The 25,767-nt window shown below is 74.6% G+C and carries 13 protein-coding genes; 3 read left to right on the forward strand and 10 right to left on the reverse strand.

Going from position 1 to position 25,767, the window contains the following annotated elements:
- Positions 1–6 precede the first annotated feature (6 nt).
- Positions 7–1,179: an ABC transporter permease gene (locus ABEB00_RS07075; protein ID WP_345618109.1), complete on the forward strand. Its 1,173-nt coding sequence runs from the start codon at positions 7–9 to the stop codon at positions 1,177–1,179.
- Positions 1,180–1,289: 110 nt separating this feature from the next.
- On the opposite strand, the gene ABEB00_RS07080 is transcribed toward ABEB00_RS07075, so the two are convergent.
- Positions 1,290–2,450: a prephenate dehydrogenase gene (locus ABEB00_RS07080; protein ID WP_345618093.1), complete on the reverse strand. Its 1,161-nt coding sequence runs from the start codon at positions 2,448–2,450 to the stop codon at positions 1,290–1,292.
- Entirely contained in the window at positions 2,447–3,778 is a 1,332-nt protein-coding gene (locus ABEB00_RS07085) for an aminotransferase-like domain-containing protein (protein WP_345618094.1), read from the reverse strand. Before ABEB00_RS07085 ends, ABEB00_RS07080 begins: the two co-directional genes overlap by 4 nt.
- Positions 3,779–3,928: 150 nt before the next feature.
- On the opposite strand from ABEB00_RS07085, the gene hppD reads away from it, so the two are divergent.
- Both hppD and ABEB00_RS07095 read left to right on the forward strand, forming a co-directional pair.
- Complete coding sequence (gene hppD / locus ABEB00_RS07090) at positions 3,929–5,026, forward strand: 4-hydroxyphenylpyruvate dioxygenase (RefSeq protein WP_425586451.1); 1,098 nt, start codon at positions 3,929–3,931, stop codon at positions 5,024–5,026.
- On the forward strand, positions 5,013–6,134 hold the full coding sequence (locus tag ABEB00_RS07095) for an alpha-hydroxy acid oxidase (protein WP_345618096.1): 1,122 nt from the start codon (positions 5,013–5,015) through the stop codon (positions 6,132–6,134). Before hppD ends, ABEB00_RS07095 begins: the two co-directional genes overlap by 14 nt.
- A gap of 117 nt (positions 6,135–6,251) precedes the next feature.
- On the opposite strand, the gene ABEB00_RS07100 is transcribed toward ABEB00_RS07095, so the two are convergent.
- The 8 genes from ABEB00_RS07100 to ABEB00_RS07135 all read right to left on the reverse strand — a co-directional run.
- Entirely contained in the window at positions 6,252–6,452 is a 201-nt protein-coding gene (locus ABEB00_RS07100) for a ferredoxin (RefSeq protein WP_345618097.1), read from the reverse strand.
- 23 nt (positions 6,453–6,475) lie between these two features.
- Positions 6,476–7,771: a cytochrome P450 gene (locus ABEB00_RS07105; protein ID WP_345618098.1), complete on the reverse strand. Its 1,296-nt coding sequence runs from the start codon at positions 7,769–7,771 to the stop codon at positions 6,476–6,478.
- Positions 7,772–7,785: 14 nt separating this feature from the next.
- Positions 7,786–8,979 (reverse strand): cytochrome P450, encoded by a 1,194-nt coding sequence (locus tag ABEB00_RS07110; protein WP_345618099.1) that lies wholly within the window; start codon positions 8,977–8,979, stop codon positions 7,786–7,788.
- Between the two features lie 17 nt (positions 8,980–8,996).
- Positions 8,997–10,490 carry a tryptophan 7-halogenase gene (locus ABEB00_RS07115; protein ID WP_345618100.1) on the reverse strand — a complete coding sequence of 498 codons (1,494 nt, stop codon included), beginning with the start codon at positions 10,488–10,490 and terminating at the stop codon, positions 8,997–8,999.
- Between the two features lie 28 nt (positions 10,491–10,518).
- Positions 10,519–11,796, reverse strand: coding sequence for a cation:proton antiporter (locus ABEB00_RS07120; protein WP_345618102.1), 1,278 nt, complete (start codon positions 11,794–11,796; stop codon positions 10,519–10,521).
- A 28-nt stretch (positions 11,797–11,824) separates the two neighbouring features.
- Positions 11,825–12,046 carry an MbtH family protein gene (locus ABEB00_RS07125; RefSeq protein WP_345618103.1) on the reverse strand — a complete coding sequence of 74 codons (222 nt, stop codon included), beginning with the start codon at positions 12,044–12,046 and terminating at the stop codon, positions 11,825–11,827.
- A 4-nt stretch (positions 12,047–12,050) separates the two neighbouring features.
- Complete coding sequence (locus ABEB00_RS07130; RefSeq protein ID WP_345618105.1) at positions 12,051–18,503, reverse strand: amino acid adenylation domain-containing protein; 6,453 nt, start codon at positions 18,501–18,503, stop codon at positions 12,051–12,053.
- 36 nt (positions 18,504–18,539) lie between these two features.
- The coding region (locus ABEB00_RS07135; RefSeq protein WP_345618107.1) for an amino acid adenylation domain-containing protein at positions 18,540–25,767 on the reverse strand (7,228 nt) is incomplete at its 5' end.

Below are 25,767 nucleotides of genomic sequence, written 5' to 3' on the forward strand. Positions count from 1 at the left end.
GCCCGGATGAGCCCCGCCGACGTGCTGCGGGTGGGCGGGTACGGGCTGCGGGCCCGGCCGATGCGGGTGTTCCTGTCCGCGCTGGGCATCGCCATCGGCATCGCGGCGATGGTGGGCGTGGTGGGCATCTCCACCTCCAGCACGGAGGATCTGGACCGGCGGCTGAGCGCCCTGGGCACCAACCTGCTCTCCGTCACCCCGGGGCCCTCGCTCAGCGGTGACGCCTCCCGGCTGCCGAGCGAGTCGGTGGAGATGGTGGGCAACCTCCAGGACGTGGAGTCGGTGACGGCGCTCGGCAAGGTCGACGCCAAGGTCTACCGCAACGACCACATCCCCGAGGCCGAGACCAGTGGGATCGCCGTCAAGGCGGCCAAGACCAACCTGACCGAGACGACCGGCGCGAAGCTGGCCGACGGCCGCTGGCTGAACGCGGCCAACGACCGCTATCCGTCCGTGGTGCTCGGCCCGCGCGCCGCCCAGCAGCTCGGGGTGCACCGCGCCGGGGCGGACATCCAGGTGTGGCTGGGCGACCGCTGGTTCACCGTGATCGGGGTGCTCGCGCCCAACGCGCTGATCCCGGAACTGGACACCCAGGCACTGGTCGGCTGGCCCTACGCCGAGGAGAAGCTCGGCTTCGACGGCTATCCGACGGAAGTGCACGTACGGGCCGTCGAGGAGCACGTCTCCGAGGTGCAGGCCATCCTGGGGGCCACCGCCAACCCGGAGAAGCCCGACGAGGTGGCGGTGTCCCGGCCCTCCGACGTGCTCGCCGCGAAGGAGGCCACGGACGACACCCTGAGCGGGCTGCTGCTCGGCCTCGGCGCGGTGGCGCTGCTGGTCGGCGGCGTCGGGGTGGCCAACACGATGGTCATCTCCGTGCTGGAGCGCCGTTCCGAGATCGGGCTGCGCCGCTCGCTGGGGGCCACCCGGGGCCAGATCCGCAACCAGTTCCTGTGCGAGTCGCAGCTCCTGTCCCTGCTCGGCGGGCTCGGCGGGGTGACCCTGGGCATCGTGGTGACCCTCGGCTACGCCTCGTACCAGGGCTGGCCGTCGGTGGTGCCGGCCTGGGCGATGGCCGGGGGCATCGGCTCGACGCTGCTGATCGGCGCGCTGGCCGGTTTCTATCCGGCGCTGCGCGCGGCCCGGCTGCCTCCGACCGAGGCACTGGCGACCCCCTGACCGGCCTCGGCGCCGCACTCGTACGACGAACCGCGGCGGCCCGTCACGACGGCCGCCGCGCCCCGATCACCGGTGCCCCTCGACATTCCCCCGCGAGGGGCACCGGCTCGTCAGCCGGGAACACCGGCGAGAGCGGGTGCCGGCCCGTCCTGTACGTCACCCTCCGGGTCCTGCCCGCGGGCGACGTCCCAGCCCTCGGCGGCCAGTTTCCCGGCCAGCACGGCCGCGTCGGCCCGGACCAGTTCGAAGCGGATGACCAGTGGCCCGTTCGGGCCGTGCGGGGCGAGGGGCGCGGCGACGGTGTCGGGGCTCGCGCCGTGTCCGGCCGCGGTGTCCAGGAGCCGGGCGAGTTCGCCGGGGTGCCCGGCGAGGGTGACGTCGACCCGGGCGGTGTCGGCGGCGAGCGGACCGGGCGCCGGGGCGGGCAGTGTCTCCAGGGCGGCGACGCCGCGTTCCAGCAGGCCGGTGAGGTCGCGCCGGCTGCGCGCCCGGTGCTGCCCGTCCCGTGCCGCCAGTTCCCGTACCGCCGTGAGCAGGGCGGTCAGGTCGGTCTGCAGGGCGGTGAGGACGCCGGCCACCTCGGCGGCGTTGGTCTCGACGATGTCGGTCCACAGCCGGGCGTCGCCGCGCGCGATGCGGGTGGCGTCCCGGAACCCCTGGCCGACGAGGAGCGCGGTGACCGGCGACCGGCCGCCGAGGCGGGCCGCGACCAGGCCGGCCATGAGGTGCGGGGCGTGGGAGGTGATCGCCACGGTCTCGTCGTGGGCGAGGCTCTGCATGACGGTGGGCACGCCGCCGCACAGGGCGATCAGCTCCAGGGCCCGGTCGAAGGTCTGCTTGGAGGTGAGCCGGGAGGGGGTGAGCACCCACGTCCGGTCCTGGAAGAGGTCGGCGCGGGCCGCGAGCGGCCCGGAGCGTTCCCGGCCGGCCATCGGGTGGCCGCCGACGAAGTGCGTGGGCCGCGGGGCGCGGGCCAGTACCTCCCGTTCCGGGCCGGCCTTGACGCTGGCCACGTCCGTGTAGCCGCGGGCCAGGCCGCGCGCCTGCTGCTGGGTGAGGACGTCGGCGACCCGGCTCGGGGGGACGGCGAGCACCGCGAGGTCCACCGGCTCCCCGGGCGGCCGTGCGGTGCCGGCGCCGAGCAGCTCGGCGGTGCGGACCGCGCGGGGGTCGGTGTCGAGGAGGTGGACGGTGACGCCGTGCCGGGCGGCGGCGAGCGCCACGGAGGTGCCGATCAGTCCGGTGCCGACGACGGCCAGGGTGCGGATCACGAGACCGCCCCGGTGGTGACGGGGGCGGTGGCCGGGCCGGGCAGTCGGGAGGTGACGGCGGCGGCCAGCCGGTCGAGGCCCTCCTCGATCCGCTCCGGGGTCAGGGTGGAGACGGCCAGCCGCAGTTGGCGGGATTCGGTGCCCGCGCCGAAGAAGTGGTGCATGGGGGTGAACAGCACGCCGTGCTCGCCTGCGGCGTACTCCAGGAAGGCGTCGTCCACGGTGAACGGCACGGTGACGACGACGAAGAACCCGCCGTCGGGCTCGTTCCAGGTCACCTCCGGGCACGCTCGGAACCGTCTGTCGAGTCCCTCCAGGACCTGGGTCAGATTGCGCTGGTACACGGCGGCCTCCCGGGCGTTGGCGGCGACCAGGCTGAAGCCGTTGGCGATCAGCTTGCCGCCGATGACGGCCTGGGCGATCGGTGAGGTGTTCACCGTCAGCATGCTCTTGATCTTCGAGAGTTCGTCGGCGAGCAGCCCCTCGCCCACCCGCTGGTCGGCGACGGCGAAACCGACCCGCGCGCCCGCCACGCCGCTCTTGGCGAAGGAGCCCAGGTAGACGACCCGGCGGTCGGTGTCGAGCGACTTGAGTGTGGGCGGGCGCCGGTCCGGGGTGCGGTGGAAGAGGCCGTAGGGGTTGTCCTCCAGCAGCAGCAGGCCCTCCGCCGCGGCGATGTCGAGGAGCCGGTGCCGGTCGGCGAGGGGCATGCTGACGCCGATGGGGTTGGCGAAGTCCGGGGTGACGTAGCAGGCGCGGACCCGGCGGCCGGCCTCGCGCGCGGCGCGCAGTACCCGCACCAGCTCCGTCAGGTCGAGTCCGTGTTCCGCGCAGGGCACCGGCAGCACCGGCAGATCGGTCAGCAGGGCGGCTCCGGTGAGGCCGACGTAGGTCGGGGACGGGGCGAGCAGCGCGTCGCGGTCCTCGGCGCGCAGGGCGCGCAGCACCAGGAACAGTGCCTCCTGGAAGCCGACGGTGACGACGACGGAGGCCGGGTCGGCGACGATGCCCTCGTCGACGGCGAGGTTGCGGGCGATCAGGTCGGCGATGACGCCCTTGGTGTCGCCGTACTGCAGGAGGGTGCGGGAGACCTGCTGTCGCGTCAGGCCCCGCTCGTCGCGCAGATGGCCGGTGAACACCTCCAGGTAGGTGTGGAGCTGATCCGTGTCGAAGAATCCCTCGTAGGGCCGGCCGGCCGCGAACGATATTGCGTCCGGATAGGCGCCGGCAATATTGTTCAGCAGATTCATCGATTCCATGGACGCGGCGGTGAGCGACGCGTGCAGCGACTCCGTACTCAATTCCTCAAGATTTTCCGGGATCTGCATGGGGGCCAGTATCACGCATGTGGCCAACTGCGACAACGGCGCTTCTTTGACGAGGAGTTCGGCCCGGAAACTTGGACAAGTGCGTAATTCGAGGGCCGAGTTGTACGGTTGTCCCGCACATCCCGATCTTTCTTCGACCCAGGGACCGTCATGAATGATCGAGCGGGCGTGAATCATCCCCTCAGCCAATGCACGATCGACTACGTCGAGTTGTATGTGGAGGACCTCCGGGCGGCGTCCCGGAACTGGCGGGAGGCGTACGGCTTCTCGGTCGCCGGCGAGAGCGCCTCGGCCGACCACCGCGGCCTGGCGCTCCGGCACGGCGGGATCACCCTGGTCCTGACGACCCCGCTGAGCGACCGGCACCCCGCCTCCGCGTACCTCCCGGCCCACGGCGACGGGGTCGCCGACATCGCGCTGCGCACCGGCGACGTGGACGCCGCGTACGCCGCCGCCGTGGCCGCGGGCGCCCGTGCGCTGCGCGGGCCGGAGCGGCACTCCGGCGACGGGGTCCGGGCGAGCGCGCTGATCGGCGGCTTCGGGGACGTCGTCCACACCCTGGTGGAGCGCGGGAGCGGCGCGGCGGACGGGCTCCCGGCGGGGTTCACGCCGGTCGCCGGTGAACGGCCGTCCTGGTCCGGTGCGGTGGGGCTGCTGGAGATCGACCACTTCGCGGTCTGCCTGCCCGCCGGGGACCTGGAGACGACGGTGCGGTTCTACGGTGACGCGCTGGGCTTCGACGAGATCTTCGCGGAGCGGATCGTCGTCGGCACGCAGGCGATGGAGTCGAAGGTGGTGCAGAGCCGGAACGGCGCGGTGACGCTCACCCTCATCCAGCCCGACACCTCGGCCGAGCCGGGCCAGATCGACGCGTTCCTGAAGAACCACGACGGAGCCGGCATCCAGCACCTCGCCTTCTCCAGCGACGACGCGGTGCGCACGGTCCGCGCGCTGGGCGGGCGCGGTGTCCGCTTCCTGAACACGCCGGACGCCTACTACGACCTGCTCGACGGCCGGATCGCGCCGCAGGCGCACTCCATCGAGACGCTGCGCGAGACCGGACTGCTGGCGGACGAGGACCACGGCGGCCAGCTCTTCCAGATCTTCACGTCCTCCACGCACCCCAAGGGCACGCTGTTCTTCGAGGTCATCGAACGGCAGGGCGCGGGGACGTTCGGCAGCGCCAACATCAAGGCGCTGTACGAGGCGGTGGAACTCGAGAAGAACGGGCGGCATGGCCAGCGGTGACCTGGGCCGGGACGCGGCGGCGGGCCCGCTCGACCTGGACGACGTCGAGCGGGCCGCCGCCGCGGCCCTGCCGCCCGAGGTGTGGGACTTCGTCGCCGGGGGCAGCGGCCGGGAACTGTCGCTGGCGGCCAACCGGGCCGCGTTCGACGCGGTGTTCGTGCGTCCCCGGGTCCTCAACGACGTGTCCGCGTGCGACCCGGGGACGACGCTGCTCGGCCGGCCGGTGCGGTTCCCGGTGGCGGTCGGGCCGGTGGCGTACCACCGGCTGGTCCATGCCGAGGGCGAGGCGGCGACCGCGCGGGCCGCGAAGGCGGCGGGGGTGCCGTTCACCGTGGCGACGCTGAGCAGTGTCCCGGTGGAGGAGGTCACGGCGGTCGGCGGCGCGGTGTGGTTCCAGCTCTACTGGCTGCGGGACACCGGGCGGACGCTGGACCTGGTCCGCCGGGCCGAGGACGCCGGCTGCGAGGCGCTGGTGCTCACCGTCGACGTGCCGTGGATGGGCCGCCGGCTGCGTGACGTGCGCAACGGGTTCGCGCTGCCGGCCGACGTCCGGGCGGTCCATCTGGGCGCCGGGACGTCGGCGGCGCACCGCGGCGACGACGGCGCGTCGGCGGTGGCCGCGCACACCGCGGAGACCTTCTCCCGGTCCCTGACCTGGTCGTCGGTGCGGCGGCTGCGCGAGCACACCAGGCTGCCGATCGTGCTGAAGGGGGTACTGGACCCCGAGGACGCGCGGCGGGCGGTGGAGTACGGCGTCGACGCCCTGGTGGTCTCCAACCACGGTGGCCGCCAACTGGACGGCGCGCTGACCGCCGTGGACGCGCTGCCCGACGTGGTGGCGGCCGTCGACGGCGGCTGCGAGGTGCTCCTGGACGGCGGGGTGCGCGGCGGCACGGACGTCCTCAAGGCCCTCGCGCTCGGCGCGTCGGGGGTGCTGGTGGGCCGGGCGCCGCTGTGGGGCCTGGCGGCCGGCGGCGAGGACGGTGTCCGGCAGGTGCTGGAGATCCTGGCCGCCGAGCTGACGGACGCGCTGGGGCTGGCCGGATGCGCGGGAGTCGCCGAGGCCCGGCGGCTCGCGACGCTCAGGCGAGGCGGGCCGAGCCCCTGAGGCCCGGCGGGGCGACCGGGGCGGCGGGGAGGGGGCCGGGTGATCACCCGGCCCCCTCCCCGCCGCCCTCCCCCCGGGTCCTCCCTCTCGTGTCCTTCCGTGTCCTTCCCCGGTGGCTCAGCGGCTCGGCTCGTGGACGCTGATGGCGTGTCCCGGGCAGCGCCAGAGAACCGACCGCACGGCCGCGGCCAGCTCCGCGGCCGGCGCGGTGTTGTCGACGACGCCCACGCCGTCGTCGTCCTGGTCGAAGACGCGGGGCGCGAACATCGCGCAGACACCCCCGCTCACACACTTGTCGCGGTCGATCCGGATCTCCATCGGTCCGCCCCCTCCCCCGCCGCTCACCAGGTGACCGGCAGCCGGTGCACCCCGTGGGCGAGCGCGCGGTTGTAGAAGCGCACCTCCTCCAGGGGGACGGCCAGCCGCAGGCCGGGGAAGCGCCGCCACAGCGCCCGGTAGGCGATCCGCAGTTCGGTACGGGCCAGTGCGGCGCCCAGGCAGTGGTGGACGCCGTGCCCGAAGGCGACGTGGGCGACCGGTTCACGGGCCAGGTCGAGCCGGTCCGGTCCGTCGGTGAGGGACGGGTCGCGGTTGGCCATGGTGAGCGAGCAGATGACGGTCTCACCGGCCTTGATCACCTGGTCGCCGATGGTCACGTCGTGCACCGCGGTGCGCGGGGTGGGCGCGTTGGCCACCGACATGTAGCGGATCAGCTCGTCCAGGGCGCGGTCGGAGCCGAGCCGGCCCCCGCCCCCGCCCCCGTTGCCCCGGCCCGTACCCGTGCCCGTACCCGTGCCGTCGCCGTCCGCGTCGCGGGAGCCGAGGAGCAGCGGCAACTGCTCGGGGTGCTCCAGCATCGCCAGCACGCCGAGGCCGATCATGCCCTCGATGTTGTCGATGCCGGCGAGGATCAGCAGGACGCAGACGCCGCGCATCTCGTCGTCGGTGAAGCGGTCGCCGTGCTCGCGCACCAGGGAGCCGATGAAACCCTCGTCGGGGTCCTCGCGCTGCCGGGCCACCATCGACACGAGGTAGCGGGAGAACGCGGCGCCGTCGGCCGCCCGCACCTTGCGGCTGCGGGAGAAGTCGAGGTGCCGGTGGCAGTGGCGCAGGAACTCGGGGCGGTCGTCGCGGGCCACGCCGATCAGCTCGCAGAGCACCTCGCCCGGCACCGGCTGGGCGAACAGCGGCATCAGGTCGGCGCCCGGTCCGGCGGCCTCGACGGCGTCCAGGTGCTCCTCGATGATCGCTTCGAGGTCCGGCTCGAGCCGGCGCAGCCGCCGTACGGTGAACTCGGGGGTGAGCATCTGGCGCAGCCGGGTGTGCTCCGGCGGGTCGTAGTCCATGAGGTGGCCGACCAGCTCCGGCGGGCGCCAGTCGGGTCCGGCGGCGCCCCACCGGCGGCGGGTGCTGAAGTTGGTGTGGTCGCCGAGGATGCGGCGCACCTCGGCGTAGCCGGTGGCGAGCCAGACCCATTCGTCGGACTCGTTGGGGCCGATGACGTACCTGCTCAGCGGGGGCGCGGCCCGCAGGTCGTCGGCCGGGTCGAACCGGGTGCGCCGGGTGTAGAGCAGTTCGGGGTAGGCCTGGGCCCGCGGGGGTTGCTGCGGGACCTGCTCTCGGGTCTGCTGCGGCATGTGCGTCTCTCCTCCTACCAGGCCACCGGCAGCGCGTCCACGGAGTACACCCGCGAGGACGGCATGCGGAACCGGATCTCGTCGTGCGGGACGGCGAGCCGCAGCTCCGGGAAGCGCCGCCACAACGCCAGGTAGGCGCTGCGCAGTTGCATCCGGGCGAGCGGGGCGCCGAGACAGTGGTGCACGCCGTGTCCGAACGCCAGGTGCGGGCTGGGTTCACGGGTGATGTCGAAGCCGTTCTCGGGGTCGCCGCCGGGGGCGGCGATCCGGTTCACCGCGAAGGCGGAGCAGATGACCCGCTCCCCCTTCGGTATCACGTGCCCGCCGAGCGGCACGTCCTCCAGCGCGGTGCGCGGCGAGAGGGTCGGGATCGCCGACACGTAGCGCAGCAGTTCCTCCACGGTGCGGTCGACGAGGCCGGGGTCCCGGCGCAGCAGGGCGAGCTGGCCGGGGTGTTCGAGCAGGGCGAGGGTGCCGAGCCCCAGCATGCTGGCGACGTTCTCGATGCCGGCGGAGGTCAGTGACGCGGCCAGGCCCTCCAGTTCCTCGTCGGTGATCTCGTCGCCGTAGTCGCGGACCAGCATGCCCAGCAGGTCGTCGCCCGGGTCGCGGCGCTGCCGTGCGGTGAGCTGGGTGAAGTAGGCGCGGTAGGCCCGGCCGGCCGCCATCTGGCGGGCCCGGCCGCGGCCGTCGTCGCGGGTGATGTCGAGGTGGCGGGAGAGTTCCGCCCGGTCGTCGCGGGGGACGCCCAGCAGTTCGCAGGCGGTGTGGCCGGGGATCTGCCAGGCGAAGTGGTGCATCAGGTCGGCCGGACTGCCGGCCTGTTCCATCGCATCGAGGCACTCCTCGACGACGTCGTCGATGCGGGGCTGGAGCCGCCGCAGCCGGCGCATGGTGAACTCGGGGTTGAGCATCTTGCGCAGCCTGGTGTGCTCCGGCGGGTCGTAGTGCAGCGGGTTGCCGATGTTCTGGAGCCGACGGGACTGCGCCTCGGTGTCGGCGGGCGGCAGCATGGTGAACCGGTGCTGGTCGCTGAGCACCTCGCGGGCCTCCTCGGCGCCGGTGACCAGCCAGCCGACCACCTGGCTGGAGGGCCCGCCGTGCAGTTCGGTCCGCAGCACCGGGCACTGGGCGCGCAGCCCGGCCAGCTCCGGGACCGGGTCGAACCGGTCCCGGCGGTTGTACACGGGTACGTCACGGGGGGCCATCGTCTCGGTTCGCCTCCTCAGGCGGTGGTGGCCGGCAGCCAGTAGAGGCCGTCGGGTGACGTGACGAGACCGCCGGGGAACATGGGGGCCTCGGGTTCGGCGTCCTCGCCGAGCAGCGCCCGCATCTGCACCTGGCCCGCCGCGTGCATGGCGTTGCGCACCACGGAGGAGCTGAACAGGGGTACGGCGCTGCCGTCGTCGTTGGCGGCGTACTTCTCCACCGCGGTGGCGAACTCCTCGGAGTTCTCGGTGAGCCGGTCGCCGAGCGCCCCGGCGTTCATCAGGGCCTGCTCGCCGGAGGAGACCCCGCCGATCAGCTCGACGAAGGACTGGAGTTCGGGCTCGTTGTTCGCGGTGACCTTCTTGGCCTGCCAGAAGTAGGAGTTCTCGTCGCGGTGCATCTCGTAGAAGGAGACGAGGAACTCGTAGAAGACGCCGTACTCGCGCCGGTAGCGGGCCTCGAACTCGCCCATCGCGGCGTCCTCGCCGACCTTGCCCTCCAGGACGCTGTTGAGGGAGCGGGCGGCCAGCAGGGAGCTGTAGGTGGCCAGGTGCACGCCGGAGGAGAAGACCGGGTCCACGAAGCAGGCGGAGTCGCCGACGAGCATCATGCCGGGCCGGGTGAAGGTGGTGTGGTGGTACGAGTAGTCCTTGCGGACCCGGATCTCGCCGTACTGGCCCTCGGTGACGCGGGTGGCGTCGGAGAGGTAGTCGGCGATCATCGGGCACTCGGCGATCAGCGCCCGCAGCGCCTCCTCCGGGTCGCCTTGGATCTTCTCGGCCAGTTCCTGCCGGACGACCGCGCCGACGCTGGTGAGGGTGTCGCTGAGCGGGATGTACCAGAACCAGCCGCTCTCGAAGGCCACGCAGAGGATGTTGAACCGCTGGGGTTCGGGCATCCGCTTGCCGTTCTCGAAGTAGCCGAAGAGGGCGAGGCTGCGGAAGAAGTCGGAGTACTCGCGGGTGCCGCCGACCTTGTTGTACACCCGGCTCTTGTTGCCGGAGGCGTCGACCACGTACTTGGCGCGGATCTCGCGCTCGGTGCCGTCGGGGTCGCTGTAGGTGACGCCGCGGACCCGCTCGCCGTCCTCGACGACCCCGCGCACCGGGCAGCCCTCGCGGACGTCGGCGCCCTGTTTGCGGGCGTTCTTCAGCAGGATGTCGTCGAACTTGGACCGCTCGACCTGATAGGCCACGGACGTCGGGCCCGCCATGCGGGGCGAGACGGCGAAGGCGAAGGTCCACGGCTCGGGCCGGGCGCCCCAGCGGAAGGTGCCGCCGCGCTTGAGCGGGAAGCCGGCCGCGGCGAGGTCGTCCGCGGCGCCGGAGAGCCGGCACACGCCGTGGATGGTGGACGGCAGCAGCGATTCGCCGATCTGATAGCGCGGGAAATTCTCCTTTTCCAGTACGACGACCCGGTGGCCCTGTTTGGCGACGAGCGCGGCGAGGGTGGAACCGGCGGGTCCGCCCCCGATCACGGCCACATCGAAATCTTCGGTGCTTGCTGCCACAGCCAACTCCCTGTCCGTTACTGCGTTCCTATGGAGCCTGAATTCGTCCGGCGGGTCGGTCAACCCGTCCAATTTCCGCGATCGGACGTTCGTTTCGCCCGATCAAGGTGAGCAGCGGCCCGGTCATGCAGGTGGTGACCAGAGCCATGAGGACGAGCACCGTGAAAAGTCCGGGGCCGATCACCCCGGTGTCGAGTGCCACATTGAGCACGATCAGTTCGGTGAGTCCGCGGGTGTTCACCAGGGCGGCCACCCGCGCGGCGTGGTGCGGGCCGAGTCCGGTGAACCGGCAGGCCGCGTACGCCGGGCCGAGTTTGCCGGCCACCGCGATGACCAGGATCAGCGCCAGCAGCACCAGTCCGTCGGTGTCGAGCCCGCCGATGTCGAACTTCAGTCCGGTGGTGACGAAGAACAGCGGCAGGAGCAGCCCCGCGGTCTGCTCCATCGGCCGTGCCACCTCGGGGTCCGGGGCCTCGTCGCGGCGGGGCATGACCAGCCCCGCGAGGAAGGCGCCGAACACCGGGTGCAGCCCCAGCCCGGCCGTCACCCAGGCGCTGCCCAGGGCCAGCCCGAGCGCGATCGGCACCGGGCTGAGCAGCCAGGCCTGCGAACGGCGCAGCAGCCGGTCGAGCAGCGGCCGTACGACCAGGAACATGACCGCGGCGAACAGCACGATCAGTACCAGCGCCAGCAGCCACGGCGGGCCCGCGGTGTGACCGGTGCCGGCGAACGCGGCGGCCAGCACCAGCCAGGCCACCACGTCCATGATCCCGGCCGCGGTGGCGGCGACCGTGCCGGTGGGGGTGCCCGTCATGCCGCGTTCGCGGACGATCGCCACCAGCACCGGCAGCGCGGTCACCGAGCAGGCCACCGCCATGAACATCACGAACGTCCGCCCGCCCGCGTCCGGTTCGACCGCGGTGAACGCCCCGTCGAGGAGGGTGACCGCGCCGGTGGAGAGCGCGGCCGGGACCAGCAGCGCCAGCGCGGCCACCGCCAGTACGGACCGGCCGCCGTGGCGCAACTGCCGGTAATCGATCTCGTATCCGGCGAGGAACATGAAGACCACGACGGCGACCTGGGAGAGCACGGTCAGATACGGCAGCACCTCCGGCGGGAACAGCGTCTTCGTCGGATCGCCGGGGAGCTGCCCCAGCAGGGTGGGGCCGAGGGCGACACCGGCCGCGATCTGTCCGATCACGGTCGGCTGCCCCAGCCGGCGGGCCAGCGCGCCCAGCAGCCAGGAGGCGACCACGATGAGCGCGATGTCGCCGATGACCACGGCCGTCACCTGTTCGGTGTCCACCTGTCTCCTTCCGTGGGGGTGCCGCGGCTCAGGCCGTGGCGGCGCCCTCCGTCCGGGCGATGAGGCTCTTGGGCCGCAGGTCGGTCCAGTGCTCCTCGACGAATTCCAGGCACTGGGCCCGGCCGGCCTCGCCGAACGCGGTGGTCCAGCCCTGCGGTACCTCCGCGAACGCCGGCCAGAGCGAGTGCTGGCCCTCGTCGTTGACGAGTACGAGGAAGGTGCCGTTCTCGTTGTCGAAAGGGTTCGTCACGGTGTCATCCGCCTTCGGTTGCGGTGGGGTGCGCGATGCGCTCGGTGGGGCTTGCGGTGAGCTTCTCGGTGAGGACGCGGCCGACCGGCGCGAGATGTCCGGGGTGCAGCATCCGGTAGTGGTCGACCGGGATCTCGTGGGCCTCGACGGTGCCGCCGGTGAGCGGCTCCCAACTGGCCCTGGCCAGGTCGGCGGGCAGTTCGTCGGGCCGGTCGTCGGCGGCGATGAACAGCAGGAGGTCACCGCCGAAGCGGCGCGGCTCGTGGCCGGGCGCGAACCGGGCCATGTTGCCCAGCACCTCCTGCATCCGCGACAGCACCCGGTCGCCGAGGTTGCCGCGCGCGTCGACGCCCGCCGACACCTCGATCTCCTGCTCCATCAGGGTCGACGCCTGCTCCTCGCGGGAGACGCCGCGGTCCCGGGAGACCGACTTGCCCACGCTGCTGGGGTAGGCGTCGAGCAGCGCGAGCAGCGCGACCTGTTCGCCCAGTTCCTCCAGCCGGCAGGCGATGGCCTGGGCGATCATGCCGCCGAAGGACCAGCCGAGCAGGTGGTACGGCCCCTCGGGCTGCACACCGCGGATCTCGTCGGCGTAGTCGGCGGCCATCTCCTCGATGCTGTGCGGCAGTTCCTCGGGTCCGGCCAGTCCGCGCGCCTGCACCCCGTACACCGGCAGGTCGGCCGGCAGATACGGCAGCAGCGCCCCGTACGACCAGCTCAGGCCCATGCTCGGGTGCAGGCAGAACAGCGGCGCGCGGTCGCCCTCGGCGCGCAGCGGCAGCAGCACGTCCAGTTCGCCGCCGCCCCGGCCGGCCGGCCGGGCGGTCCGCGTGGCACGCCGGTCGCGCAGCGACAGCACGCCCGCCGCGTCCCGCCTGGCCCGCTCGCCGGTGCGCAGCATCCGGCCGCCTGGCCGGTAGGGGTCGGCGACGAACCGTTCGGCGCTCGCTCCGGGCCGTCCCGCGTAGCCCCGGGCGAGGGTGCCGCCCGCGAGGTACAGGTCCCCCTCGACGCCGGTGGGCACCGGGCGCAGCCGGTCGTCCAGGACACGGGCGAGGGTGTGCGGCAGCGGCCGTCCCGCCGGGAGCCGGGAGGCGGGCGGGTGTTCGCCGGGGGCGAGCCGCGCCTCCAGCCAGCCGCCGCCCATCTCGGCGAGGGTGTGCCCGGTGACCCGGGTGGTGACGGCGGGGACGCGGTACGGCTCGTCGTCGGTGAGCAGGATCTCCGGGTACGCCGCCGCTACCGCGCCCGGCGCGCCGAGCAGGGCGCCGGTGGTGACCAGGAGGTCGGCGTCCGGTTCCCGCGCCGAGGGGGTGCCGAAGCGGACGGTACCGCCGGAGCCGAGGGTGGCGAGCAGCGGGGTGAGCAGGGACGCGGCCGGCGCGCGGGTGTCCAGCAGGGTCACTCCGGAGACGGGTGAGGTGCGGGCGCGGTGCGCGACGCGGGCGGCGAGGGTGCGGTGCTCGACGACCGTGTACGCGCCGGTCCCGGCCGTCCCGGGGAGCAGCAGGGCGGCGTGGCCGGGGAGCGGGGGGCGCGGGTCGGCGCCCTCGGCGGTCGGGTCGTCGGCGTCGGTGAGCACGACGGGCAGGTCCGCGGCGGACGTCCAGGCCGCGGCGCGGGCCGCGGTGGTGAGCACGGCGGCGGGCCGGATCCCGGCCGCTGCCGCGTCGGGGCCGGGGACCGGCCAGGGCACGGCACCGCAGCGCAGCACCGCGAGCAGCGGGCCGACCAGTGCGGCGCCCGCGGGTTCGTCCACGGCGACCACGTCCTCGGCGCCGATCCCGCGCGCCGCGAGCCGCCGCGCCAGGATGCGGACGCTCGTGTCGAGTTCGGCGTAGGTGAGGGAGCCGGCGGCGTCCGTCACGGCGACCGCGCCGGGGGTGGCGGCGGCCTGCGCGGCCGGTGCCTCGACGGCGGTCGTCGCGGGCGGCTCGGTGTCGTCGCCCGTCTCCAGGGCCGTGCGCCGCTCGGTGTCGTCCAGCAGCAGGTCGACGTCCCCGATCCGCAGCCCGGGGTCGGCGGCGACCTGTTCCAGGACGCGGACCAGCCGTGCGGCGAAGGCGGTGGCGGTGGCCTCGTCGAACAGGTCGGTGGCGTAGCGCAGTTCGCCGGTGAGGCCGCCGGGGGCGCCGTCGGGGTCCTCGGTCTCGTCCAGGCGCAGGGACAGGTCGAACTCCGTGGCGTCGGTGCCGAGCGCGACGGGGCTGGTGCTCAGGCCGGGCAGTTGCCAGGCGTCCCAGGGGTCCTCGCCGGCGTCGCGGAGGTCGAGGGCGACCTGGAAGACGGGGTGGCGGTCGGGGGTGGGCGGCAGTCCGAGGGCCTCCAGCAGCCGGGGGAAGGGCACGTCCTGGCGGCGGCGTGCCTCCCGGCCCGCGTCGTGCGTCCGGCGCAGGAGTTCGGTGAAGCCGGGGTCGCCGGAGAGGTCGGTGCGCAGGGCGAGGGGCCGTTCGAAGGCGCCGATCAGTCCTTCCAGTTCGACCTCGTCGTCGCTGCGGGGCAGCACCGTGCCGAGGGTGACGTCGTCGCCGCCGCCGAGCCGGCCGAGCAGCAGCGCGAGCGCCGCCTGGAGCACGGTGAACGTGTCGGCCCCGGCCGGTTCGGCCGCAGCCGTGAGCCGGGCGTGCGCCTGGGCGTCCAGCAGGACCGGTACGGAGCCGGCGCGGCGGGTGGGCAGCACCGGGCGGGCGCGGTCGGCGGGCAGGTCCAGGCCCTCGGGGGCGCCGTCGAGGGCGCCGCGCCAGAACTGGATCTCGTCCCAGGCGAGGGTCTCGCGGTCCTGCTCGCCGCTGAGCAGTTCCCGCTCCCACAGCGCGTAGTCGGCGAACTGCAGGGGCAGCGGTGCGCGTTCGGGGGCGCGGCCGCGGCGCCGGGCCCCGTAGGCCGCGGCGAGGTCGCGCATCAGCACGCCGGTCGACCGGGCGTCCGCGGCGATGTGGTGCACGAGCAGGTGCAGGACGTGGTCGGTGTCGGAGAGGGCGAACAGGGTGTGGGTCCAGGGTGTGTCGCGGGTGAGGTCGAAGGTGTGGGCGCCGGCCCGGCGCAGCAGTTCCGGCAGGTCCTCCTCGCGGGCCTCGGTGAGGTGCAGCGCGGGCCGTGCGGCCGCCGCCTCCTGGATCCGCTGGTGGACCGAGCGGCCGGTGCCGGGGAAGGTGGTGCGCAGGATCTCGTGCCGGTCGGTGAGGTCGCCGAGCGCCGCGGTGAGGGCGTCCCGGTCGAGGGCGCCGCGGATGCGCAGGGCGAGCGCGTGGTGCGCGGGCGCGGCCCCGCCGTCGCCGGCCAGCCGGTCCAGCAGCCAGGTGCGCAACTGGCCGGCGGTGACGGGGAGCGGGTCCGGGCGGTCCGGGACCCGCTGCAGCACCGGCCGGACCTTGGCCGCGAGGGCCCGGGCCACGCCGGCCGGGGTGGGCGCCGAGAACAGCCGCCGGATGGGCAGGTCGACGCCGAGTTCCTCGCGGATCCGGCGGGCGAGGCGCATGCCGAGGCCGGAGTCGCCGCCGAGTTCGAAGAAGTTGTCCTCGGCGCCGACCGTGTCGAGGGCGAGCACCTCGGCGAAGAGCGCGCACACGAGCTGTTCGGTCTCGCTCTCCGGGGCCCGTCCGGCGACGCGCGCGTCGAAGTCGGGGGCGGGCAGCGCCTTGCGGTCGACCTTGCCGTTGGCGGTCACGGGCAGCGTGGCCATGGCCATCACGAGTGCCGGGACCATGTACTCCGGCAGCGTCTCGGCGAGCTGTGCGCGGATCAGGTCGGGGTCGAGGTCGGGTCCGTCGGCGACCACGTAGCCGATCAGCCGCTGTTGGCCGGGGCCGTCGTCCCGGGCGACGACGACGGCCTGCCGGACGCCGGGCAGGGCGGCGAGCGCGGTCTCCACCTCGCCCGGCTCCACCCGGAAGCCGCGGATCTTGACCTGGTCGTCGGCCCGGCCGGCGAAGACGAGTTCGCCGTCGCCGGTCCAGCGTGCCAGGTCCCCGGTGCGGTACATCCGCCGCCCGGGGGCGTACGGGTCGGCCACGAACCGCTGGGCGGTGAGGGCGGCCCGTCCGGCGTACCCGTGGGCCACCCCCTCGCCGGCGAGGTACAGCTCGCCGGGCACGCCGGCCGGCACGGGCTGGAGGAAGGCGTCCAGGACGTAGGCCCGGCGGCCCGCCAGCGGCCGTCCGATCGGCAGCGGGCCGGTGCCGGGCACGTCCGGTCCGGCCAGGTGCCAGGTGGCGCACAGGGTAGTTTCGGTGGGTCCGTACAGGTGCCGGATCCGCAGCTCCGGGCAGACCTGCCGGGCTCTGTGCACGGCGTGCGCCGGTACCACGTCGCCGCCGGTGAGCACCTCGCGCAGCCCGGTGAGGCACTCGGGTTCCTCCTCGGCGAGCACCCGGAAGGTGCCGGCGGTCAGGTGCAGGGCGGTGACCCCGGCGGCGACCTCCTCGCGGATCCGCAGGGCGTCGACCACTCCGGGCTCGGCGACCACCACCCGGGCGCCGGACACCAGTGGCACCCAGATCTCGAACAGGGAGGCGTCGAAGGCGTGCGGGGCGTGCAGCAGCACCGCGTCGTCCGGGCCGAGGCCCCAGCCGGTGTCCCCGGCGAGGGCGGCGACCGCGCCGTGCGGTACGGCCACGCCCTTGGGCGTCCCGGTCGAGCCGGAGGTGTACATCACGTAGGCGAGGTCGTCCGGGGTCACCACCGCCGGCGGCGGCCCGTCGACGGTGGTGGTGAGGTCGTCCAGGACGAGGGGGGCCACCGGGGTGTCCTCGGGTACGGCGCCGCGGGTGGCGCGGGTGCACAGCACGGCGGCCGGTACGCAGTCCTTCAGCAGGTAGGTGATCCGCTCGGCCGGGTGGGTCACGTCGACGGGCACGTAGGCGGCGCCCGCCCGCCAGATCGCGAGCAGCGCGGTGAGCAGTGCGGCCGAGCGGTCCATGAGGACGGCGACGCGGTCGCCGCGCCGCACACCGCGCGCCGTCAGGTGGGCCGCCAGGGCGGCGGAGTCGGCGTCGAGCCGGGCGTAGGTGACGGTCCGCTTGCCGTCGACGACGGCGACCGCGTCGGGGGTGCGGGCCGCCTGCGCGGCGAACAGTTCGGGCACCGAGGTGCCGGAGGCGGCCTCCCCGGTGGTGTTCCACTCGCGCAGCACGCGTTCGCGTTCCGGGCCGCCGACCGCGGCGAGCCGTCCCACGGGCACCCGCGGGTCGGCGGCGAGCTGCTCCAGCACCCGGATCAGCCGGTCCAGTACCGCTTCGGCGGTGCCGCGGTCGAACAGTTCGAGCTGGTGGTCGAGTTTGACGTGCAGTCGGTCGCCGGGGGCGACGACCAGGGTGAACGGGTAGTGGGCGGTGTCGCGGGAGAGCTTCGCCGGGCGCATCGACAGGCTCCGGGTGCCGGGCCGGCCGGGTGCGTGCGGGAAGTTCTCGTAGACGACGAGGGTGTCGAAGACCGCGCCGGGGCCGCCGAGGCGCTGCACCTCGGGCAGTCCGAGGTGCTGGTGGGCGATGAGCCCGGCCTGCCGCTCCTGGAGGGCGGTCAGCGTCTCGACGGCCGGCCGGCGCCCGTCCAGGGGCACCCGTACCGGCAGGGTGTTGATCAGCAGTCCGACCATGGATTCGACGCCGGGCAGTTCGGCGGGCCGGCCGGAGACGGTGGCGCCGAACACCACGTCGGTGCGTCCGGCGAGCTGGGCGAGGACGACCGCCCAGGCGCCCTGCACGACCGTGTTGAGGGTCAGCCCATGGCCGCGGGCCAGGCTCACCAGGGACGCCGTCAGCTCCTCGGAGAGGTCGGTGAGGACGAAACCGGAGTCGGGCAGGCGGGTGAGGTCGGCGGGGGCGACCAGCGTGGGGGCGTCGAGGCCGGCCAGCTCGGCCCGCCACACGTCCCGGGCCCGCTGTTTGTCCTGCCGGTTCAGCCAGGCGAGATAGTCGCGGTAGGAGGCGGTGGCGGGCAGCGCGGAGGCGTCGCCGCCGCTCTCGTACAGGGCGGACAGTTCGCTCATCACGACCGGCATCGACCAGCCGTCCATGAGGACGTGGTGGCTGGTGACGGTCATCCAGTGCCGGTCGGCGGCCAGTCTGACCAGGGCGATGCGCAGCAGTGGGGCCGCCGCCAGGTCGAACCGGCGGGCCAGTTCCTCGCCGGCCACCCGGTCGGCGGCGGCCCTCGCCTCGTCCTCGGGCAGGGCGCTGACGTCCTCCTCGCGCCACGGCAGGGTCACCTGCCGGGCGATGACCTGCACCATCTGGGCGCCGCTGACGTGGCGGAAGCAGGCGCGCAGGGCGGCGTGCCGGGCCACCAGCGCCTCCCAGGCGGCGCGCAGCCGGGCGCCGTCGACCGGTCCGTCCAGGGCCAGTACGGCCTGCACGGTGTAGACGTCGGGGCCGCCGCGGTCGTCCAGGGCGGCGTGGAAGAGCAGGCCCTCCTGCAACGGGGACAGCGGCCACACGTCTTCGACAAGGGATCGGGGCATCGCGTTACTCCTCTCAAGGCTTGCGGTGGTGTGCTGTCACCTGTCGTCGGCGAGGGACGCCTCCAGCTCCTCGATCTGGCTCTGCGCGAGGTCCAGGAGGGAGAAGTCGGAAGGGGTGTGGCCGCCGGCGGCGGGGTCGTCCGTGTGGACGGCGAGGCCGCCGAGCAGTTCGTGCCAGGCCCGGCCGAGCCGTTCGAGCGCGCCGGGGCCGAGCGCCTGGGCCGGGCCGCGCAGTTCCAGGGTCAGTTCGGGTCCGTCGGGTGTGTCGCGCAGTTCGGCGGTGGCGTGCACCGCGTGGGCGGGAGGCCGGGTGGCGGCGGGCCGGGTGAGCGGCCGCCAGGGCGCCCCGGGGTCCGGGGCGTGACCGCGGTAGCCGAACGCCAGGGCGGGCCGGACGGTGGCGGGGCCGAGGGGGTGCGGCCGCGCGGGCACCGGCTCGCCGCCGGGTACCGCCCGTGCCTGTTCCTTGACGGCCTTGAGGAGTTCCCCGGCCGCCGGGCCGCCGGTCCGCGCGGAGCCGAGGTCGAGTCCGCGCAGGTCGACGTGGACGGGGAGGTGGTGGGCGAAGCGGCCGACCGTGCGGGAGGGGTCAGCGCCGTCGACGGGATGCCGGCCGGAGATCTCCAGGTGCAGCGGCACGCCGGTCGTGGTGTCGTCCTCGGCGACGGCGCCGACGAGGGCGGCGAGGGCCACTTCGGAGGGCTCGCAGTGGAAGGTGCGCGGGGTGCGCTCGGTGAGTACGGCCGTGACGTCCGGCGGGAGCGACCGGGTGACGTGGCTCTCGGCGCCGCCGGGTGCGCTCGGCCCGCCGGTGCGGGCCGGGGCCGTCCGGCCGTCGGGTTCGGTGGCCGTCGCCGTGTCCCCGTCCGGCCCGGCGGTCAGCCGCGCCCAGTGCCGGTAGGCGGTGCGCTCCGGCTCGGGCGCGGGTTCCCGTCCGGCCGCCGCGGCCTCGTAGGCCGTGCGCAGGTCGGTCAGCAGGATCCGCCACGACTCGTCGTCCACGACCAGTTCGTGGACGACGACGGCCAGCCTGCTGTCCCGGCCCGCGTCCGCCCACACCAGCCGGACCAGGGCGCCCGCGGCCGGGTCGAGCCGGGCGGCGGCGCGGGCGGCGGCGTCGTCCAGGCGCTCGCCGGCCGGCACCTCGTCGATCAGGCCGGCCGCGTCCGGGGTTCCGGGTTCGCCGACGACCAGCCGGCCGCCCGCGTCCGCGTCGCCGATGGAGCAGCGCAGCATCGCGTGGGTGTCGAGCACGGCCCGCAGGGCGCGTTCCAGGGCGGTCCGGTCGAGCCCGGCGGGCACGGCGAGGACCGGCCACCGGGCGGGCGCGGCCCCGCCGGCCGGCACGGCCCGCATGGCGGGGGTCCAGGGCAGCTCGCCCGTCGCCGCCTGCTCGGCGGCGGTGGCCTCGGCGAGCAGCGCCAGCCGCTCGGGGGTCTTCTCGGTGAACACCTGCCGGGGGGTGAGCACGAGGTCCTCGCGGCGGGCCCGCGAGGCGAGCTGCATCGAGGTGATGGAGTCGCCGCCGAGAGCGAAGAAGCTGTCGTCGGCACCCACCCGTTCCAGCCCCAGCACCTCGGCGAACAGGCGGCACAGCAGCGCCTCGACGGGGGTACGGGGGTCCCGTCCGCCCGCCCGGCCGGCGAAGTCGGGGGCGGGCAGCGCGCGCCGGTCCAGCTTGCCGTTGGGGGTGAGCGGCAGCCGGTCCATCGGCACCAGCGCGGTCGGCACCAGGTGGGCGGGCAGCCGCCGTTCGAGGTGTTCGCGCAGGTCGGCCAGGAGGGCGCCGGTGCCGCGGCCGGCGGCGGGGTCGTTGGTGAGCGCGGCCGGCGGCACCGGGGCGGGTGTGTAGACGTCGACCACGGTCGTGGCGGCGGTGAGCGGGGCGCGGACGAACACCGCGTCCATCTCGTCCGGCGCGGTCGCGGACCAGGTGACGCCCACCCAGTGGCCGAGCCGGTCCCCGAGGGCGTACAGCTCCTCGGGGTCCGGGGCGGTCCAGGTCTCGTCGGCGGTGGGCGGGACGCCTTCGTCGAGGGCGCGGACGAGGGCGACCTCGGGTGCCACCCGGGCGTTGGGGATGCCGGTCAGCCGCAGCCGTTCGGGGTGCGCGGACTCCAGGTGGCGGGCGACCGCGGCGAGGCCGTCGCAGTCCGCCCAGGCCAGCACGGGGGCGTCGGCGACGGTCAGGGTGGCCGCGCCGGCCTTGCGCAGCACCACGTCGTAGCGGTGCCGGCTCAGTTCGTTGTGGTGCCGGGCCCGTTTGAGGCGGATGTCGGCGCCCGCCACGTCCGGCAGCGCGGTGCCGAGCGCGGCGAAGAACTCCGGGTCGACCAGGAGTTCCTTCTCCAGGGTGAGGTGCTGGGTCACCGCCCGGCGCAGGGCGGGGACGTCCGGGCCGGTGGCGCGGGCGGTCTCCACGGCGGTCGCGAACGGCCGTTGCAGGCGGTGGTTGCGCACATCGCCGACGAACACCGCGCCGCCGGGCGCGAGCAGCCGCAGCGCCCGGTCGAGCACGGTCCGCAGGTAGCCGGCGTCGGGGAAGTACTGCGCCACGGAGTTGAGGACGACGGTGTCGAAGTGGCCCTCGGGCAGCCCGTCGGTGTCGTCCGCGGCCTGTACCCGCAGCCGCACCTTCGCGGCCAGCTCCGGTTTCTCGCCGACCTGGCGGCGCAGTTCCTCGACGACCGGCGCGGAGAAGTCGGTGCCCCAGTACTCCTCGCACTCCCCGGCCAGCCGGGACAGCAGCAGTCCGGTGCCGACACCGAGTTCCAGCACCCGCCGGGGCCGCAGCGCGCGGATCCGGGCCACGGTGCTCTCCCGCCACTCGCGCATCTCGGCGAGCGGGAGGGGCTGTCCGTCATAACTGCTGTTCCAGCCGGCGAAGTTCTCCCCGAACGCGGCGTCGGTGGGCTCGGCGTGCACGGTGTCGTACAGCACTTGCCACTCGCCGACCTGGTCGCGGGCGACCCGCTCGGCACGGTCGCGGTCGTCGGCGGCGTCGGTGTCGGGTACGACGTATCCGACGAGTCGCGGCTCGCCGGGGGTGTCCTCGCGGGCGATCACCGCCGCCTGGGCCACGCCCGGGTGCTCGGTGAGGGCCGCCTCGATCTCGCCGGGTTCGATCCGGTGGCCGCGCACCTTGACCTGGGTGTCGGCCCGTCCGGCGAAGAGCAGTTGGCCCTCCGGCGTCCAGCGGGCCAGGTCGCCGGTGCGGTACAGCCGCCCGCCGGGGGTGAACGGGTCGGCCACGAACCGGGTGGCGGTGAGCGCGGACCGGCCCAGGTAGCCGCGGGCCACGCCGGTGCCGGCGACGTACAGCTCGCCGGTGACACCGGGCGGCAGGGGCCGCAGGAACGCGTCGAGGACGTAGGTGCGGGTGTGGGCGAGGGGCCCGCCGATCGGGACCGGGCCGGCGCCCGGGGTCAGCGGGGGGCTCATCGACGCGCACACGGTGGTCTCGGTCGGGCCGTAGGCGTTGATCATCCGGTATCGGCCGGCCCAGCGGTCGGCCAGGGCGGGCGGGCAGGTCTCGCCGGCGACCACCAGCGTGCGCAGGCGGTCGGGGAGTTCGTCCGCGGTGGCCAGCGCGCTCGGCACCACGGTGACGTGGGTGACGTCCCAGTGGCGCAGCGCCTCGGCGAGCGACACCTGCGGGGGCAGCGTCTCGGCGGGCGCGACGATCACGGCGGCGCCGGACAGCAGCGCCATCAGCAGTTCGGAGACGACCGCGTCGAAGCCGAGGGAGGCCAGTTGCAGGACGCGGGCGTCGGGGGTGACGGCGAACCGCTCGATCTGCGCGGCGGCCAGGTCGCCGAGGCCGGTGTGCGGGACCACGACGCCCTTGGGGGTGCCGGTGGAGCCGGAGGTGTAGATGACGTACGCGGCCTGGTCCGGGTCCACCGTTACGGGGCCGAGCGGCCGTGCGGGCAGGGTGGTGGCGTCGAGGTCGACGATCCGGCCCGGGTAGCCGTCGGGTACGGCGGCCCGGGTCGCGGCGGTGCACAGGAGCACCGGGGGCGCCGCGTCGGCCAGCAGGTAGGCGATGCGGTCGGCGGGGTGGGCGGGGTCGACGGGTACGAAGGTGCCGCCGGCCCGTGCGGTCCCGAGCAGCGCCACGACCGTCTCCGGTGACCGCGGCAGCAGCAGCGCCACCCTCGTCTCGGCGCGTACGCCGAGGTCGTGCAGCAGGCGGGCCAGCCGTCCGGCCTCGTCGTCCAGTTCGGCGTAGGTCAGTTCGCGGGCGGCGCCGACGACGGCGGTCGCCTCGGGGTCGCGGGCCGCCCGGTCCGTGAACAGTTCGGGGAGCGAGGACCTGGGCCGGGCCGGTGCGGCGGTGGCGTTCCACCGGGCCAGGACCAGGGCGCGGTCCGCGGCGCCGGTCACCTCCAGCCGCCCGACCGGGACGGACGGGTCGGCGACGGTCTGTTCCAGTACCCGGACCAGGGCGGCGAGGAGTTCTTCGACGTCCGCGCGGGTGAAGGCGTCGGGCCGGTAGACGAGGTCGCCGCGGATCCGTTCGTTCTCCGTGACGGCGACGAGGGTGAGCGGATAGTGGCCCGCGTCCTCGGGTGTTCCGGCGGGCCGGATGGACAGCGCTTCGGGGTCGTCGGAGCCGAGCGGCGGGCGCGGGTAGTTCTCGTAGACGACGAGGGTGTCGAAGGTGGCGGCGGGCCCGGCCAGCCGTTGGATCTCGGTGAGTCCCAGGTGCTGGTGGGACATGAGCGCCACCTGCCGTTCCTGGAGGTCGGTGAGCATCTCCAGGACCGGCTGCGCGCCGTCCAGCCCGGCCCGTACCGGCAGGGTGTTGATGAACAGGCCGATCATCGACTCGACGCCGGGCAGTTCGGTGGGGCGCCCGGCGACCGTGGTCCCGAACACCACGTCGGTGCGGCCGGTGAGCCGGGCCAGCAGGATCGCCCAGACCCCTTGCAGGAGGGTGTTGAGGGTCAGGCTGCGGCGCCGGCCGAGGGCGATCAGGGCGCGGCCCAGTTCCCCGTCCAGCTCGTAGGTCACGCGCTGCGGCTCGGCGGGTGCGGTGATCCGGTCCGCGGGCACCACGAGCGTCGGCCCGTCCACGGGGGCCAGTTCGGCCCGCCAGGCGGCGCGGGCGGCTTCCTTGTCCTGCCGGGACAGCCATTCCAGGTAGGCGCGGTAGGAGGTGGCGGGCGGCAGGGCGCGGGGGTTGCCGCCGGCTTCGTAGAGCCGGGCGACCTCGCTCACCATCACCGGCAGCGACCAGCCGTCGGAGGCGATGTGGTGGCTGGTGAACGCCAGCCGGTGCCGCCGCTCGGTGATCCGCGTCAGCAGGACGCGCAGCAGCGGGGCCCGGGTGAGGTCGAAGCGGTGTTCCTGGTCCTCGGCGGCCAGCCGTTCGAACGCGGCCAGTGCCTCGGTCTCGGGCAGGTGGGAGACGTCCTCCTCGCGCCAGGGGATGTCGGCCTCGCGGCTGACCGTCTGGACGAACCGTCCGGACTCCAGTTCGCGGAAGCCGGCCCGCAGGGTGGCGTGCCGGGTCACCACGGCCTGCCAGGCGGCCCGGAGCCGGGCCGGATCGAGCGGTCCGGTCAGCTCCAGCCAGCGCTGGCCCTCGTAGACGTCGGGGCCCTGCTCGTCGTAGGCGGCGTGGAAGAGGAGTCCTTCCTGGAGCGGGGAGAGCGGCCAGACGTCGGCGAGGGCCTCGACCGCCGCGTCGAGTTCGGTGACTTCCTGCCGGGTGAGGTCGAGGAGCGGGAAGTCGGACGGGGTGTGGCCGCCGGCGGCGGGGTCGGTGAGGTGGGTGGCGAGTCCGTCGAGCATGGCCACCCAGGCCCGGCCGAGTGCTTCGGCGTCGGCGGTGTCGAGGATGTCTCCGGCCCAGCTCAGGCTGAGGGTCAGTTCGGGTCCGTCCGGTGTGTCCCGGACGGCGGCGCCCGCCTCGATCACGTGCTTGACGGGTGTGTCGGGGTCGACGGAGCCGCCGATGCCGCCCCGGGGCCGCCAGGGCCCGGTGCTTCCGCCGCCGCCGGGGGCGGCGGACCGGCCGAGGTAGTTGAAGCCGATCTGGGGGGTGGGGAGCGCGGCAAGGGCGGGCGCGGTCTCGGGGTTGAGGTGGCGCAGCAGTTCGAAGCCGAGGCCGTCGCCGGGCAGGGACCGGGTCTGTTCCTTCACGTTCCGCAGCAGTTCCCCCGCGGCCGGGCCGCCGGTCAGCGCCTGGGCGAGGTCGATCCCGCCGGTGTCCGTCCGCACCGGCCGGACGCTGGTGAACCAGCCGGCCGTTCGGGACAGGTCGACGCCGTCGAGTGCCTCGCGGCCGTGGCCCTCGATGTCGAGGAGTACGGCGGTGTCTCCGGTCCCCTTCCGCCAGTGGGCGATGCCGCCGGTGAGGGTGGCGAGGAGCACCTCGTGGACACCGCAGTGGAAGGCGTTGGGGGCGCGGTTCACCAGGTGGCGGGCGCGGGCGGGCCACAGGGTCCAGGTGGAGCGGCGCACGGTCGACGCGGTGTCCCGCCCGGGGTCGAGCGGCCGGCCGCCGATCCGGGTGTCGCCGTCGGCGAGCAGCGCGGTCCAGGCGGGCAGTTCGGCGGTCCGGGACTCCTCGCGCGCCTCGGCGGCCAGTTTTTCGGCCCAGCGCCGGAAGGAGGTCCCGGTGGGCGCGGGTTCCGGCTGCCGCCCGGCGGCCACCGCCTCGCAGGCGGTCTCCAGGCCGGTGAGCAGCAGCGGCCAGGACACGGCGTCGACCGCGAGGTGGTGCACGGCCAGTACCAGCCGTCCCGCCTCGTCGCCCGCGTCGATCCACACCGCCTGGGCCATGATCCCGGAGGTGGGGTCGAGTCGGGCGACGGCGTCGCGGGCGGCGCGGTCCGCGAGCGCGTCGAGGCTTTCGGGGGTGGTGGCGGCCGCGGGGGTCCGGGTGATCAGTGCGGCGGCGTCCACGGTGCCACGTCCGGTCACGAACAGCCGGGGTTCGGTGCCGGGTTCGACGCGGGCGCGCAGCATGTCGTGGGTGTCGAGTACGGCGCCGAGGCCGGCCGCCAGGGTCTGTTCGCCGAGGCCGGGCGGGGCCGTGACCACCGCCCACTGGGCGAGGCCGCCGGTCTCCACGGCTCGGGGAGCCCTCTCGCGCAGGGCGCGCATCACCGGCGTCCAGGGCACCTCGCCGGCGGAGTCGGCCTCGGGGGCCGCGGTGCCCGCGGTGTCCTCGGTGAGTCTCGCGACGGTGGCGAGGGCGGCCGGGGTCTCGTGCTCGAAGACGTCCTGGGCAGTGAAGGCGATGCCCTTGCGG

This window comes from Streptomyces ziwulingensis (genome assembly GCF_039542605.1).
In the GTDB taxonomy this organism is placed as follows: Bacteria; Actinomycetota; Actinomycetes; order Streptomycetales; family Streptomycetaceae; genus Streptomyces; species Streptomyces ziwulingensis.